This window comes from Adlercreutzia equolifaciens DSM 19450 (assembly GCF_000478885.1).
GTDB classification, from domain to species: domain Bacteria; phylum Actinomycetota; class Coriobacteriia; order Coriobacteriales; family Eggerthellaceae; genus Adlercreutzia; species Adlercreutzia equolifaciens.
Genome location: NC_022567.1, coordinates 98,827 through 114,292 on the forward strand (window position 1 = coordinate 98,827; position 15,466 = coordinate 114,292).

11 protein-coding genes and 1 pseudogene are annotated in these 15,466 nt (G+C 56.7%); 10 read left to right on the top strand and 2 right to left on the bottom strand.

Annotation, left to right across the window (positions count from 1 at the left end):
* Positions 1-48: 48 nt before the first annotated feature.
* A pseudogene (locus AEQU_RS13000) lies at positions 49-2,577 on the bottom strand (AMP-binding protein); the annotation flags it as partial.
* 94 nt (positions 2,578-2,671) lie between these two features.
* On the opposite strand from AEQU_RS13000, the gene AEQU_RS00365 reads away from it, so the two are divergent.
* Positions 2,672-4,213 (top strand): (2,3-dihydroxybenzoyl)adenylate synthase, encoded by a 1,542-nt coding sequence (locus AEQU_RS00365; protein ID WP_009305505.1) that lies wholly within the window; start codon positions 2,672-2,674, stop codon positions 4,211-4,213.
* Here the strand turns inward: AEQU_RS00365 and AEQU_RS00370 are convergent, their stop codons facing one another.
* Positions 4,214-4,891 carry a TetR/AcrR family transcriptional regulator gene (locus AEQU_RS00370; protein ID WP_041714260.1) on the bottom strand — a complete coding sequence of 226 codons (678 nt, stop codon included), beginning with the start codon at positions 4,889-4,891 and terminating at the stop codon, positions 4,214-4,216.
* Between the two features lie 136 nt (positions 4,892-5,027).
* Here AEQU_RS00370 and AEQU_RS00375 point away from each other — a divergent pair, with 136 nt between their 5' ends.
* The 9 genes from AEQU_RS00375 to AEQU_RS00410 all read left to right on the top strand — a co-directional run bounded on the left by AEQU_RS00375 (position 5,028) and on the right by AEQU_RS00410 (position 15,409).
* The gene (locus tag AEQU_RS00375; protein ID WP_009305503.1) at positions 5,028-6,878 is read left to right on the top strand and encodes an ABC transporter ATP-binding protein; all 1,851 of its coding nucleotides are present in this window, start codon (positions 5,028-5,030) and stop codon (positions 6,876-6,878) included.
* Positions 6,868-8,604 (top strand): ABC transporter ATP-binding protein, encoded by a 1,737-nt coding sequence (locus AEQU_RS00380; protein ID WP_009305502.1) that lies wholly within the window; start codon positions 6,868-6,870, stop codon positions 8,602-8,604. The genes AEQU_RS00375 and AEQU_RS00380 overlap by 11 nt, the downstream gene beginning before the upstream one ends.
* Before the next feature lie 14 nt (positions 8,605-8,618).
* Positions 8,619-8,999: a metal-dependent transcriptional regulator gene (locus AEQU_RS00385; RefSeq protein WP_013981116.1), complete on the top strand. Its 381-nt coding sequence runs from the start codon at positions 8,619-8,621 to the stop codon at positions 8,997-8,999.
* Between the two features lie 58 nt (positions 9,000-9,057).
* Positions 9,058-10,350: a methionine adenosyltransferase gene (gene metK / locus AEQU_RS00390; RefSeq protein WP_009305500.1), complete on the top strand. Its 1,293-nt coding sequence runs from the start codon at positions 9,058-9,060 to the stop codon at positions 10,348-10,350.
* 29 nt (positions 10,351-10,379) lie between these two features.
* Positions 10,380-11,309: a PLP-dependent cysteine synthase family protein gene (locus AEQU_RS00395; RefSeq protein ID WP_041714262.1), complete on the top strand. Its 930-nt coding sequence runs from the start codon at positions 10,380-10,382 to the stop codon at positions 11,307-11,309.
* A 51-nt stretch (positions 11,310-11,360) separates the two neighbouring features.
* Entirely contained in the window at positions 11,361-12,617 is a 1,257-nt protein-coding gene (ahcY, locus tag AEQU_RS00400; RefSeq protein ID WP_009305498.1) for an adenosylhomocysteinase, read from the top strand.
* A 41-nt stretch (positions 12,618-12,658) separates the two neighbouring features.
* Positions 12,659-13,378, top strand: a complete 720-nt coding sequence (locus tag AEQU_RS12205) for a 4'-phosphopantetheinyl transferase family protein (protein ID WP_009305497.1) — start codon at positions 12,659-12,661, stop codon at positions 13,376-13,378.
* An 823-nt stretch (positions 13,379-14,201) separates the two neighbouring features.
* Positions 14,202-14,654: an RNA polymerase sigma factor gene (locus AEQU_RS12210; RefSeq protein WP_013981114.1), complete on the top strand. Its 453-nt coding sequence runs from the start codon at positions 14,202-14,204 to the stop codon at positions 14,652-14,654.
* 242 nt (positions 14,655-14,896) lie between these two features.
* A complete protein-coding gene (locus AEQU_RS00410) occupies positions 14,897-15,409 on the top strand; it encodes a type II toxin-antitoxin system PemK/MazF family toxin (RefSeq protein ID WP_009305495.1) in 513 nt (170 codons plus the stop codon).
* Positions 15,410-15,466: the final 57 nt, after the last annotated feature.

Below are 15,466 nucleotides of genomic sequence, written 5' to 3' on the forward strand. Positions count from 1 at the left end.
GACTGGTTGGAGAGGGGTCTGCCGTAGGGGATCGACCTCCCCGACCTCGAAGTAGTTCGACCATATGCCGGCCTCGGTCGCGCCGCCCATGGCCACGAGCAGCACCCCCTCGGGCAGCTTCGAGCGCAGACCCAGCGGCACCCAGTCGCCGGAGACGAGGGCCAACCGCAGACCGGCCGCGGCCCCGGGGCCGTCGTCGAGCATCACGTCCAGCAGGGCGGGGGCCGAGTTCCACACCGTCACGCCCCGGGACGAGACGAGCTCGCGCCACGCCGATGCGTCGCGGCGCTCCTCCTCGTCGGGCAGCACGACGGCGGCTCCGAACGAGAGGGCCCCGAAGATGTCGAACACGGAGAGGTCGAAGTCAAGGGCCGACACGCCCAGGACCGCATCTCCCGGCCCCATGCCCCATCGGCGCACGACATCGGCGATGGTGTTCCACGCGGCGGCGTGGCTCACCGCCACCCCCTTCGGCACCCCGGTGGAGCCGGACGTGTAGATCACGTAGGCCAGCGCGCGCTCGGAGGGGCCGGCGGGCGCGGGGAGGGGGTCGGCCGCCTCGAGGCGGGCCAGCTCGGTGGAGTCGACGCACAGGGACGCGCCCGCCTGTTCGAGGATGAGCGCCGCGCGGGCCTCGGGCTGGGAGACGCCGACGGGGACGTACGCCGCCCCGGCGGCCAGCACGCCCAGCACGGCTGCCACCTGGCCGGGCCCCTTCGGGAGCCTGACGGCCACGCGGTCGCCCTCGCCCACGCCGGCGGCGGCGAGCCCCCCGGCGATGCGCAGGGCGCGGCCGGCAAGCTCCCCGTAGGTCGCCTCGCCGTCGGCTCCCCACCGCAGCGCCGGGGCATCCGGCTCGGCCTGGGCGCGGGCGAAGAACCGTCCGTGGAGCGTCCCGCCGCCGAGGTCGGCCCCCTCCGAGTTCGCCTCGGCGCGCGCCGCGCGCTGCGAAGGGGGCAGCAGGTCGGGGAACGGCTCCGACCAGTCGTTTTCGCAGTAGAAGCGCACTGCTGTGCAATATGCCTCAAACATCTGTTTGGCTATTTTGTCATCAAGCAATTCGGAAACGTAATCCCACGCCAAAAGCAACCCGTTTTTATGATCGTATATCTGATGATCCAGCAATACCTGTGGTGTTTCTGCTAGCATCTTCGACAAGGGACCGAAAACATCTTCCACTTTGTTGGAGATAAATTGGGTGCCGATATTGCTAGCGAATACAACAGGGGCTTTCTTGGGATCGTTTGGGCAACGGTGAGAAAGCTCTCTCAAAACCTCTACAGCTCCAAATGAAGAGTGCGCAACATCCTGCTGAAAGCGTCCTTGCATTTGAGAAGCTAGTTCAAGAAGGGAAATTGCGTTTGCGCAATCAGCCTCAAGAAGGATAAGAGAGGTGAAGTCGGATACGATCTTGTCAACGTCTGGGTGAATTGGTTTTCTGTTGAACAGCGGAAGGTTGAGAAGAAATTTCTTGTCTTCGCTCCATCGAGAAAGAGCCTTGGCATAAACAGCGGCGATGCCCATAGATTGGGTAACCCCGATTTGCCGTCCTTTCTCGGTGAAGTTCTTCCAAGACTTAGAATCAATTAAGTACTCCATACGAGTGAATTGAGATCTTTTGACACTCTCCATAGGGGCTTTCAGTGGCAAAGAGGGGCCGCCTGGCATGTTGTCTATTCGATTCAGCCAGTATTCTCTATCCTCGTTTCGTGCGTCTTCTCCGATTCCGGTTCTTCTCGCATACTCCATGAAGTCTATCTCGATGGGGGCGAGATCCGTTCCGTCGTAGAGATGCGCTAGATCCTCTAAGAGAACTTGGATGCTAAGCACATCAGCTGCAAGAAGATCGACGTTGATATGCATGATAGTGCGTTTCGGTGATACGACAGTAAGGCGTACATCTATGAGATCGTCTTGCTCGATGTCGAAACGTAGGTGACTTAATTCTTGGCGAATACCTTCAATCCTCGAGTCGGGATTGCCTGCTCCTTCCACTCTGTAGGTGGTTAGTCCCTTCCAAGTTACTTTGTCTTCGATGCGGGCTGTTCCGTCATCAGAGAACCGGGCGCGCAGCATGGGATGCCTTAGAATAAGAAGTTCCACTGCGCGTTCGAGTTTGGCCGCATCGAGAGATCCGCATTCGAATTCCATATAAGCGTGACAAGCGGTTCCCCCTAGCTCCTGTCCGTCTCGCCTTCCAACCATATAGGCATGTTGGACGGACGTGATCGGAAAGGGGTCGCCTTTGCTGTAATTTGCGGAACCGAGGAGAGGGCTGCCATTAGACGAGCTTCTCGCAGACCTCTCTCTTGCAAAATTTACCCAAGAAGCCATACAGGGATTCGAAACCAATTCTGAAAAGGTAACATTGCAGCCATTCTTTGTTAGCAACCCAGCTATTCTCATAATGTCAAGAGATCCTAGCCCCAAACTGATAAGATTATCCGAAGGGCTTAGTTCTTCTTTTGACAGTCCGAGCATTTCCCCAACAAGCTTTCCAACTAGCTCCACGCATACTTCAGACATGCCAACCGCCCTTTCAAGCAATAAGTCTTTGAATATAAGGCATACTAACATAATGTTAGCTATAGTATACTTATAGCGAAAGGGTTGTTGTTTGCAAATATTGCGCAAATATCTTCTAAGGCTTCGGATGGCAGAAGGGGGTTTTATGAGAAGGGCAACCGACGTTGGTTTCACTCTTGTTGAACGTATTGCGCAATGGGAGCGTGAATATGGGGCAAATATTGCGGTTCGCGACAGAGAAACCACGTATACTTACACTGAGCTATTTGATGCGGCAAGGCGATTCGCCTCTTGCCTTGCTTCGGAGGGGATAGAAGCTGGGGACAGGATCGTCCTTCAGCTTCCGAACAAAGCTGAATCTCTTATAATCTTGTTCGGGTCAGTAATGAGAGGATGCATCCCCGTACTTGCTTTGCCGACTCATCGCAAAGCGGAAATCTCTCATTTCTGCTCAAAGTCAAATGCATCCTGCCTAATTGTTCCGTGTTCTTCCCCGGCTTATGATTACGAGTCCTTAGCAAAAGCCATCAAAAAGGACAATCCAAGGCTAAAATGTTTTGTCATCGGATCTTCCGATCAATATCGATCAGTTTCGGATATGCGCGGAGAGCTCTGGCAAGCCACAGCACCCCACTCCTCATCAATTTTGTTCCTGCTTCCGTCGGGTGGTACAACAGGACTCCCTAAACTTATTCCTCGCTCAAATTTCAGCTATGTGTACAATTTCGTGGAAGCGGCTTCCCGATCGCTTTTTTCCGAAAAAACAAAATACCTAGCAGCTTTGTCGATATGCCATAATTTGCCGCTCGCATGCCCCGGCGCACTTGGTGCGCTAGAAAAAGGAGGCACCGTCATTTTGGCGGAAAGCGTGAGTCCCGATGAAGTGTTTCCATTGATCTCTTCTGCAAAAGTGACGACAATAACAGCAGTTCCATCGGCGGTAAACCTCTGGATGGACGCACTCGACTGGTATCCTGTTGATCTTTCAAGCCTTGAGTCCATCCATGTAGGAGGTGCGCGATTTACCGCAAAAGATGCCAAGAGGCTTTCTGCCGCTTTCTCTTGCGCTGTCCAGCAATCATACGGCATGACTGAAGGAATATTGACGCTGACAAGCCCTGAAGCGCCAGAGGAAATCGCCTTTACCACCCAAGGCTTCCCCCTTTCCGAAAACGATCGCCCTCTTATCATCGGACAAGATGGGCAACCTTGCGCAGACGGCGAAGAAGGGGAATTGATATGGAAAGGACCGTATCTGATGAGTGGATATTACGAAGATGAATATTCTACTCTGCGCTCTTTTGATTCGGAAGGATTTTATCATACGGGGGATTTAGCGGTGAGGGATCCCTGCGGCAACTTCAAAATCACGGGACGTCTGAAAAACACAATAAACCGTGGCGGTGAGACTTTCTCGGCGGAAGACGTAGAGGCAAGTCTTAGAGAAATGCCCGGCATCGTAGACGTAGCCGTCTGCGGGATACCGGATCAAGCCCTTGGCGAAAAGACGTGTGCGTTTATCGTTTGCAGCGGCGATGCGCCCAACTTGGAATCCATAAGGGAGTTTTTAAACAACATAGGAATCGCCCCATTCAAGCATCCAGACAGAGTAGAGATTCGTGAGTTGTTGCCCCTGACCCCCATAGGAAAAATTGATTTAAATGCTCTTAAGACCTCGATACGCTAGTCAGCCCTTTAAAAAAATCTCTTCCAATCCGCCGAGAAGAGCATCGAGAAGGACTGAGAACTGATGATCAAAAAAACTTCTCCTCAGGCTTTCTTCTTCGGTCAGGAGTTTGACCGTTTTTGCCAAAGCGGCAATACCGGGATCGGACGCAGAAAGCGCACTCGCATACGAACCCCCCACCTCTTTGCGCACATCGTCCATTTTGTCCCTGTCATCCTCGGTAGCAACGAACGCGCAAGTTTGGCAAAGCAAAACGGAATAAACAAGAGTGGACCAATCGCCAAACCCAGCATCTCTCAGCACTTGAATGCCGCAATTGATAATGCGGTCGGATTCCCCAAGGCCAGGACCTACGGCAGCGAGTCTACGAGCGACTCCGGGGTACTTTCTCAGGGTGGAACGCATCCCCTCAAGAAGAAGCTTGAACCATCGTTTCCAATTCTCGCGAGGCTCAGGAAGGTCGATTTCGGCATTAACGTGCTCGATAACAAGATGTACCACATCTTCTCTTCGACCAACGTGGTAATTAATGACACCTGGGTACGCGTTAATTTCTTTAGCCAGTTGACGAATAGACCAACCATCTATGCCAAATTCTTTGGTGAGCTTCAAGGCGGCATCGCAGATAGAAGTCACGTCAATTGCTGGCAAGCTGGCTGTCTGGCGCGTCGACCCCATATTCAGCACCTTTCTATTTGCTGGTTGCGACAGAATACCATTTTTTTGCACCCCCAGCGTAACGCGGTCAGTTTGCGGAAATATTCAAGTCGCTGCAAGTGCAAAACAACGTCCTGGTAATAGAGCAGGAGGAGAAATGACGGAACAAAGCCCAGAGAACAAAAAGTCGAAACGCAAAGCACCCCATCCGCTGTTCAGGTTGCTTGACTTCGCAGGGCCTTACAAAATCCTCACCGTGGTGGGCTGCGCCTTGTCTGGTCTGCATTCGTTGCTTGCTGTGATGCCCCTTGTGTGCGTCTGGTTTATCATGTCGCAGTTTGTCGCAGTGGCTCCTCAATGGAGCGAAGCGAGTGGCGCGGCCTTTTACGCATGGCTGGCAGTCGGATTCGCGGTGGCCGGAGTGGTGGTGTACTTCGCGGCGTTGATGTGCACTCATATCGCGGCATTCCGAACCGGCAACAACATGAGGAAGGCCGCGACCCACCATCTCTCCAAGGTTCCCCTTGGCTACTACGACGAGCATTCGACCGGCGAACTAAGGAGGGTGATCGACGGCTGCGCCGGCCAGACCGAGTCCGTGCTTGCCCATAAGTTCCCTGATTTCGTGGGAGCCCTCATCACCCCCGTTGTGTTTGTCGTCGTGATGTTCATCTTCGACTGGGCCATGGGTTTGGCGTGCCTGGTTCCCATCGCGGTGTCCTTCGCGTGCATTTGGAGGATGATGGGAGGGGGAGGCAGCGATGAGAACTCAAGCTATCTGACTTTCGTGTCGAACTACCAGCAGGCATTGAACCGAATGAACGCCGCTGCGACCGAATATGTTCGAGGCATGCCCGTCGTCAAAGTGTTCCAGCAAACGGTCGATTCGTTCAACGCATTCAAGGAGGCCATCCTGCAGTACCGGGATATGGCCCATGGCTATTCGAAGTTGTGCGAAAAACCGCAGGTCGTGCAGATCGTGGCGATCAACTCGACCTTTGCTGTGCTGGTTCCCGCCAGCATCCTGCTTGCGGGGGCAGCAGGGGACTTCGCGTCGTTCTTCACGGACTTCCTCTTCTACGTGGTGTTCAGCGCGGTGACGACATCGATGATGACCAAGATACTGTACGCCTCTGAAGCTGCGGCGATGGCCCAAGATGCCGTGATGCGAATCGAGGGGATCCTATCCACGCCGGAGATGCCTTGCTGTTCTGCGAAAGGCGGGAGGGCGAGCGGGACGTGCGATATCGTTTTTGAAGGGGTGTCTTTCACGTATCCGGGCGCTGACGCACCTGCCGTCAAGAACGTGAGCTTTGCGATTCCCGAAGGAGAAACGATGGCGCTCGTCGGGCCGTCGGGAGGAGGCAAGAGCACCATTGCAAGCCTTGTTCCGAGGTTCTGGGACGTCGATGAAGGACGGGTGCTTGTCGGCGGTGTTGATGTGCGGGATGTTCCCCGTTCGGAACTGATGGATTCCGTTTCCTTCGTCTTCCAAAACACACGGCTTTTCAAGCGCAGCCTCATTGACAACATCAGATTCGCGCGCCCGTCGGCTACGCGCGCGGAGGTGGAGGCGGCCGCGCACGCGGCGCAATGCGACGACATCATCGCGAAGCTGCCCGAGGGCTTGGACACGGTGGTCGGCGCGAAGGGCGTCTACCTGTCGGGCGGCGAATGCCAGCGTATCGCGCTTGCCCGGGCCATTCTGAAAGATGCGCCTATCGTGGTCTTGGACGAGGCCACAGCGTTCGCCGATCCGGAAAACGAAGCCCTTATCCAACGTGCGCTCGCGCGTCTTACGCACGGCAAGACCGTTCTCATGATTGCACACCGGCTATCGACCGTGGTGGGCGCGGACAGGATCTGCGTCGTGGAGAACGGGGCCATCTCGGAATCGGGATCCCACGGGGATCTTGTCGAAAGCAAGGGAGTGTATCGCCGGATGTGGGAGGACTATCAGAAATCAGTCTCTTGGAGAATCGGAGGGGGTGCCAACGATGCTGCGTGAGAAGTTCGCTTTGACCGAGCGGGGTGCTTTCGAGTTCAAGAGAGGCGCGTTCTTCTGCGCTCTCGCCAACCTCGTCATGATGGCACCCATTGGCGTGCTGTGCATGGCGACCAACGACTACCTGGATCATCTGCTCGACCCCTCGAAGCCCCTCCCTGCTCTTGGTGGCTATCTTGCAGCCATCGTCGTCATACTCCTGCTCATGCTGCTGACCCAATGGCTCGAATACCATTTCACCTACAATGTCGTGTACGGCGAGAGTGCCAGAAAGCGGATCGAGCTTGCCGAGGTGCTGCGCAGATTGCCCCTTTCCTTTTTCGGAAGGCGCGACCTCTCGGACCTCACCACCACCATCATGAAGGACTGCGCCGATCAGGAGCGCATGTTCTCCCATATCATGCCCCTTTTGTTCGGAACCGGCGCGTCGACCATATTGATCTCGATCATGCTTCTGCTCTTCAACTGGAAGATGGCCATCGCCGCCCTCTGGGTTCTTCCCATCGCCTTGCTCATCATCGCCTTCTCTCGGAAGAGCCAAGATGCGAAGGGGCAGTTTCTCATCGACCGCCAGCTTGACGTTGCGGACGGCTTGCAGGAGTACCTCGAATGCGCCCAAGAGATCACGGCGGCGAACCAATCGGAAACGTATCTCGAGCAACTGGATCAGAAGATCGATCGCGCGGAGAAGGCCCAGATCGTCTCGGAGCTTTCGAGTGCCGTTCCCGTGTCGGCCGCGCAAGCGTTCCTCAAGCTCGGAATAGCTTCGACCGTCCTCGTCGGAGCCCTGCTTTTGGCATCGGGGGAACTAGAGTTCATGGTGTACTTCTGCTTCCTTCTCGTGGTGACGAGATTCTACGATCCGATCAACACCGTGCTTGAAGTTGTGACGGAGCTTCTCAATCTCAAGCTCGGAATCAAGCGCATGCACTCCATCGAGCACGAGCGGCCTCAAACCGGGTCGATGGAATTCGAGCCGGCGAATCACGACATTTCTTTCGACAACGTGACTTTTTCGTACGAAGGAGGCGAGAAGGTTCTCTCGAACGTCTCATTTGTTGCGAAGGAGGGCGAGGTGACCGCCTTGGTCGGTCCGAGCGGGGGCGGCAAGTCCACCGCGGCCAAGCTGGCTGCCCGTTTCTGGGATGCCGACGATGGCGTTGTGAGCATCGGAGGCGTGGACGTTTCGACCGTCGACCCCGAGGCCCTTCTCGTCGATTTCGCCCAAGTGTTCCAGGATGTGGTTCTGTTCGACGACACGATCATGCAGAACATCCGACTCGGTAGGCCAGATGCCACGGATGAGGAGGTGTTTGCGGCGGCTCGGGCGGCGAACTGCGATGATTTTGTCTCCCGCATGCCGAAGGGCTATGAAACGAGGATAGGCGAGAACGGCGCGCTTTTGTCCGGAGGCGAGCGCCAGCGCATATCGATTGCCCGGGCGATCCTCAAAAACGCCCCCATTGTTCTTCTGGATGAGGCGACCGCTTCACTTGACGTTGAAAATGAGACGAAGGTGCAGGAGGCGCTATCGTGTCTCCTTGAACGCAAAACCGTGCTGGTCATCGCGCACCGGATGAGAACCGTGATGAGCGCCGACAAAATCGTGGTGCTGGATGGAGGCCGCGTTGCCGAGCAAGGAAAGCCGTCGGAGCTCATGGAGCGCGAAGACAGCCTGTTCAAGAAAATGGTGGAGCTTCAGTCGTCGACGGGTCGGATTTTGAATTAAGTGAGGTGGAACTGATGACTTTGAGTGAGTCAAGGGAAGACTATCTAGAAAACCTGCTTATTCTCGAAACTCGTTCTGGTGGTTTTGTAAGGCAAGTGGATATGGCCAGTAGAATGGGTTTTTCCAAGGCGAGCATATCAAAAGCTATGTCCTCCTTGAGCGCGGAAGGATATGTTGAATTTAGGCCTCGAGGTTTGGTTCGCCTTTCAAATGGGGGACGCAAAATCGCTGAAAGAGTTTACGACCGCCATTGCTTCTTCTTCAAGGTTCTTACCAACCTTGGCATTCCGACTGAAATTGCACAAAGGGATGCCTGTCGCATGGAGCACGCAATGAGCGAAGAGTCATATCAGGCTTTAAAAAAGGAGCTGTCGAGCAAGATGGACGTCCAATAAGGGTCATCAACCTAAATAAGCTGGATAATGGGCAATCTAAAGTATAGAGAGAATTGAAATGACGATAGAGCAAAGGCCAAGCTTATCGATCGCTTTGCCAAAATCCTACCTGTTCACGTCCGAATCCGTCACCGAGGGGCATCCCGACAAGATGTGCGACCAGATATCGGACGCCATCTTGGACGCCATCATCTCCAAGGAGATAGAGCTCGAGCGCGAGGGCTACATCGCCCCCAGCGGGCAGCCCGCCGACGTGTCGCGGATGCGCTGCGCGTGCGAGACGCTTGCGACCACGGGGCTCGTGGCCGTGGCGGGCGAGATCCGCACGCAGGCGTACGTGGACGTGCCGGCCATCGTGCGCGAGGTGGTGTGCGGCATCGGCTACGACCGCGCCAAGTACGGCTTCGACGGCACCACCTGCGGCGTGGTGAACGCCATCCACGAGCAGAGCCCCGACATCGCGCAGGGCGTGGACGAGAGCTGGGAGGCGGCCCACGGCGGGGCCGCGGACGACCCCTACGAGCGCATCGGCGCGGGCGACCAGGGCATGATGTTCGGCTACGCCTGCGACGAGACGAGCACCCTCATGCCCATGCCCATCTACCTGGCCCAGCGCATGAGCGAGCGCCTCGCCGCCGTGCGCAAGGACGGCACGCTCGACTACCTGCGCCCCGACGGCAAGACCCAGGTGAGCGTGCGCTACGAGGACGGCGCGCCGAAGTGGGTGGAGAAGGTGGTCGTGTCCACGCAGCACGCCGAGGAGGCGCCCTACGAGCGGCTGCGCGCCGACGTGGTGGAGCAGGTGGTGCGCCCGGTGCTGGCCGGCGAGGGCGTGGCGCTCTCGCCCGACGCGGAGATCCACGTGAACCCCACGGGCCGCTTCGTCATCGGCGGGCCGATGGGCGACTGCGGCCTCACGGGCCGCAAGGTCATCGTGGACACCTACGGCGGCATGGGACGGCACGGCGGCGGGGCCTTCTCCGGCAAGGACTGCACGAAGGTGGACCGCTCGGCGGCCTACGCGGCGCGCTGGGTGGCGAAGAACGTGGTTGCCGCGGGCCTGGCCGCGCGCTGCGAGGTGCAGGTGGCCTACGCCATCGGCGTGGCGCGCCCCGTGTCGCTCATGGTGGAGACGTTCGGCACCGAGAAGGCGGCGGTGGGGGCCATCGAGCGCGCGGTGGCCGAGGTGTTCGACCTGCGCCCCGGCGCCATCATCGACGCGCTGGATTTGCGCCGCCCCATCTACCGCAAGACGGCCGCCTACGGCCACTTCGGCCGCGAGCTGCCCGAGTTCACCTGGGAGCGCACCGACCGCGCCGAGGATCTGCGAAAGACCTGCAGGCTAGCATAAGGGGCTAGCACCCCCTTGGAAGGAGTTCCATGATTTACGATAATGTGCTGCAAGCCATGGGGCATACACCTCTCGTTCGTCTCAATCGGTTATCTGAAGCGAATGCCGCACAGATACTCGTTAAGTTTGAGGGCGTTAATGTAGGAGGCTCCATTAAAACGCGCACGGCATTACAGATGATTGAATCCGCCGAACGCCGCGGCGAAATTGGGCCAGATAGTATTATCGTTGAACCTACAAGCGGCAATCAAGGTATAGGGCTCGCGCTTGTGTGTGCTGTGCGCGGTTATCGTGCGCGCATCATTATGCCAGACAGCGTGTCGGAAGAGCGTCGTAAGCTTGTTCGCCACTATGGTGCTGAGGTAATTGTCGTACATGATGCTGGCGATATTGGAGAGTGCATATCCAAATGCATCGCTCTGGCTAAGCGTATGGCTAGCGAGGATCCTCGTGTTTACGTGCCACAGCAGTTCGAGAACAGGGATAATTTACTAGCGCATCGCTATCATACAGCACTTGAGATCTTAGAGGACGTGAAGGGGCCCATACATGGATTCTGCTCGGGCATTGGTACAGGTGGTACTATTTCCGGTATAGGGCAGGCACTCAAACGTCTTTTTCCTGATGTATGCATTTGGGCCGTTGAGCCGGAGAGCGCAGCGATTCTTTCGGGAGGAAGCGTCGGAACGTATTTGCAGATGGGTATCGGCGATGGGCTTATTCCCGATATCCTTGATCAGGGCATCTATGACGATATCTGCGTGGTTTCCGATGAGGAAGCTATCAACGAGGCTCGCGCGCTTGCTCGTGAGGAGGGTTTGCTTTGCGGCGTATCGGGCGGTACAAATGTGGTTGCCGCACGTCAGCTTGCTCGGCAACTTGGTTCGGGCAAGACAGTGGTTACTTTACTGCCCGATACGGGCGAACGATATTTTTCCACTGAATTGTTTGAGGATTAATCGACGCCAAACCAGACATAGGATCAGTCGATAACATAAGAAAGAAGCGCCATGACCGAGAGCTACGACATCAAAGACATCGACCTTGCCGACGCAGGGCTTGCCCGCATCGAGTGGGCGGCGCGCGACATGCCCGTGCTGGCGTCCATCCGCGAGCGCTTCGCGAAGGAGCGCCCGCTTGAGGGCGTGCGCATCGGCGCGTGCATGCACGTGACCACCGAGACGGCGAACCTCATGCGCGCGCTGGCGGCCTCGGGCGCCGAGGTGGCGCTGTGCGCCAGCAACCCGCTTTCCACCCAAGACGACACCGCCGCCTCGCTCGTGCGCGACTTCGGCATCAAGGTGTTCGCCGTCACCGGCGAGGACATGGACACCTACCGCCGCCACATCGACGCGGTCATCGCCACGAACCCGCAGATCATCATGGACGACGGCGCCGACCTGGACACCGCGCTGCACACCACCCACATTGACAAGCTGGAAGGCGTCATCGGCGGCACCGAGGAAACCACCACGGGCGTGGTGCGCCTTGTGTCCATGGCGAAGGAGGGCACGCTGGGCTACCCCGTGTTCAACGTCAACGACGCGAACACGAAGCACTGCTTCGACAACCACTACGGCACGGGCCAGTCCACGCTCGACGGCATCGTGCGCGCCACGAACCGCCTTTTGTGCGGGCGCACCATCGTGATCTCGGGCTACGGCTACTGCGGCAGCGGGCTCGCCCTGCGCGCCAAGGGCATGGGCATGCGCGTGATCGTGTGCGAGGTGGACCCGCTGAAGGCGCTGGAGGCGCACATGGAGGGCTACGAGGTCATGCCCGCCGCCGAGGCGGCGCGCTTCGCCGACGTGTGGGTGACGGTCACCGGCAACTGCAAGGTGGTGGACGCGCCCGCGTTCGAGAACATGAAGGACGGCGCCATCGTGTGCAACTCCGGGCACTTCGACAGCGAGATCAACCTGGAGTGGCTGCGCGAGCACGCCGTGAAGGTGGAGGAGATCAAGCCGCTCGTGGAGGAGTACACGCTTGCCGACGGGCGCACGGTCATCGTCCTGGCGCAGGGGCGCCTCGTGAACCTGAGCTGCGCCGAGGGGCACCCGGCGTCCGTCATGGACATGAGCTTCGCGAACCAGGCGCTCGCGGCCGAGTACCTCTTCCAGCATGCGGGCGAGCTGGAGAACAAGGTGTACGACGTGCCCGCCGCCATCGACGACGGCGTGGCGCGCGTGAAGCTGGAGACTCTGGGCGTGAAGATAGACACCCTCACCGAGGAGCAGATCGCCTACATGAACAGCTGGAACTTTTAAAGTGTATACAAGGGTGTATAGTTCATACTAGGGGTGGTGCTGTGATTGGCTTTCCTAAATTCAATTCCGGTTTTTTAGCCTCCTTACTACCAGAGGAAGTGTTTTCTTCAGAATACCTGGGGTCTTTTTACGGTTTTCCTCTTATTGGGAAAGAAAAGGAAATATCACGAAGTTTTTCTTCTAAACGCCTGAAAGAGTTTTCCGTTGGGCGCAAATGTGCTCGCAACGCTCTCTCGCATCTGGGCTTCAATGACCCTCCTATCCTCATCGGTACCAACCGAGAACCGATTTGGCCCAAAAACATATGCGGGAGCATTACGCATTGCAGAGGATATGCCGCTGCCGCAGTCACCTCAGATTACCGATTTCGAACTATCGGGATTGACGCCGAGCCGAATAACCCCATTGAATCAGAGATATACAGTTTGATAATGAGCAAGAAGGAGATAAAACAGATGGGTGAGCTTACCTGCAGTCAGCCAAATATATCTTGGGATAGGCTGACTTTCAGCGCGAAAGAATCTGTCTACAAGGCATGGTTTCCAACGTATGGGAAGTGGCTCGATTTCACTGATTGCGAGGTCATGTTTTATCTGGATTCACATCGTCCCAACAACCAACCCAAAGAACTGGTTGTTGGGCGCTACCATGCCCAACTGCTTAAATCAAAAAGATCATATTCCTGCAACGGACAATGGGCATTTGTGCCATTTTTCAATCTCCTCATAACGACAACAGCAGGCTCTTTGACGGAATCTTGATTCGATACGTCACTCCGTATTATAACTGTCGACATTCGCAGTTTAGCGCAAGTCGCAGATTTCACCCTCAGATTAAAGTCGCGCTTTGTACTTCGTTCATCAGGACTATCGCTTGGCTCTTTGCATCATAATGCAATTCATTTCTTTCTTGTTAAAGCTTGTCGAAAAGGATATCGAGTTAAACTCCCGCTCGATATTCCGTTCCAGCTTCATGCCAAAGACCGAAAAGTAGCAGAATCGCTCCAACAACCTTTAAGACAAAATATTGGATATTTATGCATTGTGCTGCAGCATGACGCCCAAGGGGTTGTTGTGGCGTAAGCAAAATCTCCCGCAACAACCCTAAACACTTGCGAACCGATAGACCGAGCGAGAATCTTCCGTCAGTTTAGCGGTGACGATGCATTACCCATCCGTCTCGTAGAGCACCCCAAGATCGACAGTCTGCGGAGCACCATTGTCGAACCAGACAGAATTTTGACTTTTCAAGTCGGGACGCTATGTGGTCAAACATGACATCATGCTCCGTCAGAGAGGAGGTGGCTGTATGCAAGACGTAAGGAATGCGCTCGGCAAGCTCGTCTGTCGGGCAGATAGAAAGCTGCGTCGCGTAGAAATAGTACGCAAGGGCCAGCTTACCGTGCTTACGTTCGAGAGCAATGGGACTATGCGCATAACGAATTTGCCCAAAACGTAGCACATCCTTGAGGATGTAAATAAATACCCGCCGATCCGCCAGACGGACAGGAGCCAAACGTCCTGCCCGTCCTTTTTTGCGCTTTCGGCCGGTTGCTCCTGCGGGTCTGAACCGAAGGAGCAATATATGGCCCGATTTTACGAAAGCAGGAACATTGACGACTCCCAAGCCCAATATCGCATTGTGGTGAGGACGCCTGACGGCAAACGAACCGAGATAAATCTGCCCAGGCAAGTATTCGAGGGCATAGAGGAACTTCAGCGTGAGTTCTGGCGAACGGAGCGCCGCGAGACAAGACACTCACTACACTTGGCGTCGATGGACGAAGCCTCTCTTGCCCCCAACAATCCCGAAAAAGACCCAGAGTTAATCTTTATGGAGAAGCTGGAATCCGAAGCGCTGTTTCAAGCGTTCCAGCAGATACCCGCCGCACAACGCAGGCGTTTTCTGATGAGGCACTTGCTTGGTATGCCCACGGCGAAGATAGCCGAAGTAGAGAGGTGCTCCGATCGCGCAGTGAGACGCAGCATCAGTCTTGCGCGAGAGAACCTGAAAGAGATTCTCTCTTCCGGTTTCTAGTGTTTTTCTCCGTGCGGGGTTCCGTTTCGCCCACCTAGCTGTCCGTCTCTATGAGGGAGGAAATCCCTCGATGGAACCTTGACAGCCCCATACCCGCCCGCCCTTGCAAGGTCAAGAGCGCGCCACGCCATGAGGGGCCTCGTGGGCGAGCGGGAGCCGCGGAAGCGGCGTTTCAGGCGGCCGCGGGTCGGACGACCCCGACTCTCGGCCGCAGTTACATATTGAAACGAAGGAGGTGCCTCATGGACGACCATCCGCGCAGGGGCGATGTGTTTTTCGCTTTCCTCGACCCCGTTCTGGGATGCGAGCAGGGAGGCACGCGTCCCGTCCTCGTCGTGCAAAACGATGCGGGCAACAGGCGCAGCAAAACTATCATCGTCGCCGCCATAACCGGCAAGCCCAAGGCGAACCTCCCCGTGCACGTACCCGTGCCCGCGTCGGCCGGGCTCAGGGAGGGCTCGGTCGCCCTCCTGGAGCAGCTGCGCACCATCGACAAGCTGCGCCTGCGCGGGAGGGCGGGGCACATCGGCGCCGAGCAGATGAGGCTTGTGGACGCTGCACTCGCCGTGAGCCTGGGGCTCAAAGGGCCGGGAGACGACTTCATGCTGCTCACGCTGTGCAGGAAGTGCCATCAGACGTTCTGCGACTCGGACGACTACCTGGTGTGGCGCGCGGACTTCGAGCAGGAGCAACGCGAGCCCTGCACCATCTGCAATACCCGCACGGGCTACGACTACAAGGTCGTGAGGAGATGACCGCGCGGCCTTTCGTCCCTTGTCAAGCATGCGATGCGGAAAATCGCATCGTTTCGC

Coding starts and splice junctions, on each gene's coding strand:
- AEQU_RS00365 (WP_009305505.1), top strand. CDS start 2,672: ATGAGAAGGGCAACCGACGTTGGTTTCACTCTTGTTGAACGTATTGCG.
- AEQU_RS12210 (WP_013981114.1), top strand. CDS start 14,202: ATGGCCCGATTTTACGAAAGCAGGAACATTGACGACTCCCAAGCCCAA.
- AEQU_RS00380 (WP_009305502.1), top strand. CDS start 6,868: ATGCTGCGTGAGAAGTTCGCTTTGACCGAGCGGGGTGCTTTCGAGTTC.
- AEQU_RS00375 (WP_009305503.1), top strand. CDS start 5,028: ATGACGGAACAAAGCCCAGAGAACAAAAAGTCGAAACGCAAAGCACCC.
- AEQU_RS00395 (WP_041714262.1), top strand. CDS start 10,380: ATGATTTACGATAATGTGCTGCAAGCCATGGGGCATACACCTCTCGTT.
- AEQU_RS00370 (WP_041714260.1), bottom strand. CDS start 4,891: ATGGGGTCGACGCGCCAGACAGCCAGCTTGCCAGCAATTGACGTGACT.
- ahcY (WP_009305498.1), top strand. CDS start 11,361: ATGACCGAGAGCTACGACATCAAAGACATCGACCTTGCCGACGCAGGG.
- AEQU_RS00385 (WP_013981116.1), top strand. CDS start 8,619: ATGACTTTGAGTGAGTCAAGGGAAGACTATCTAGAAAACCTGCTTATT.
- AEQU_RS00410 (WP_009305495.1), top strand. CDS start 14,897: ATGGACGACCATCCGCGCAGGGGCGATGTGTTTTTCGCTTTCCTCGAC.
- metK (WP_009305500.1), top strand. CDS start 9,058: ATGACGATAGAGCAAAGGCCAAGCTTATCGATCGCTTTGCCAAAATCC.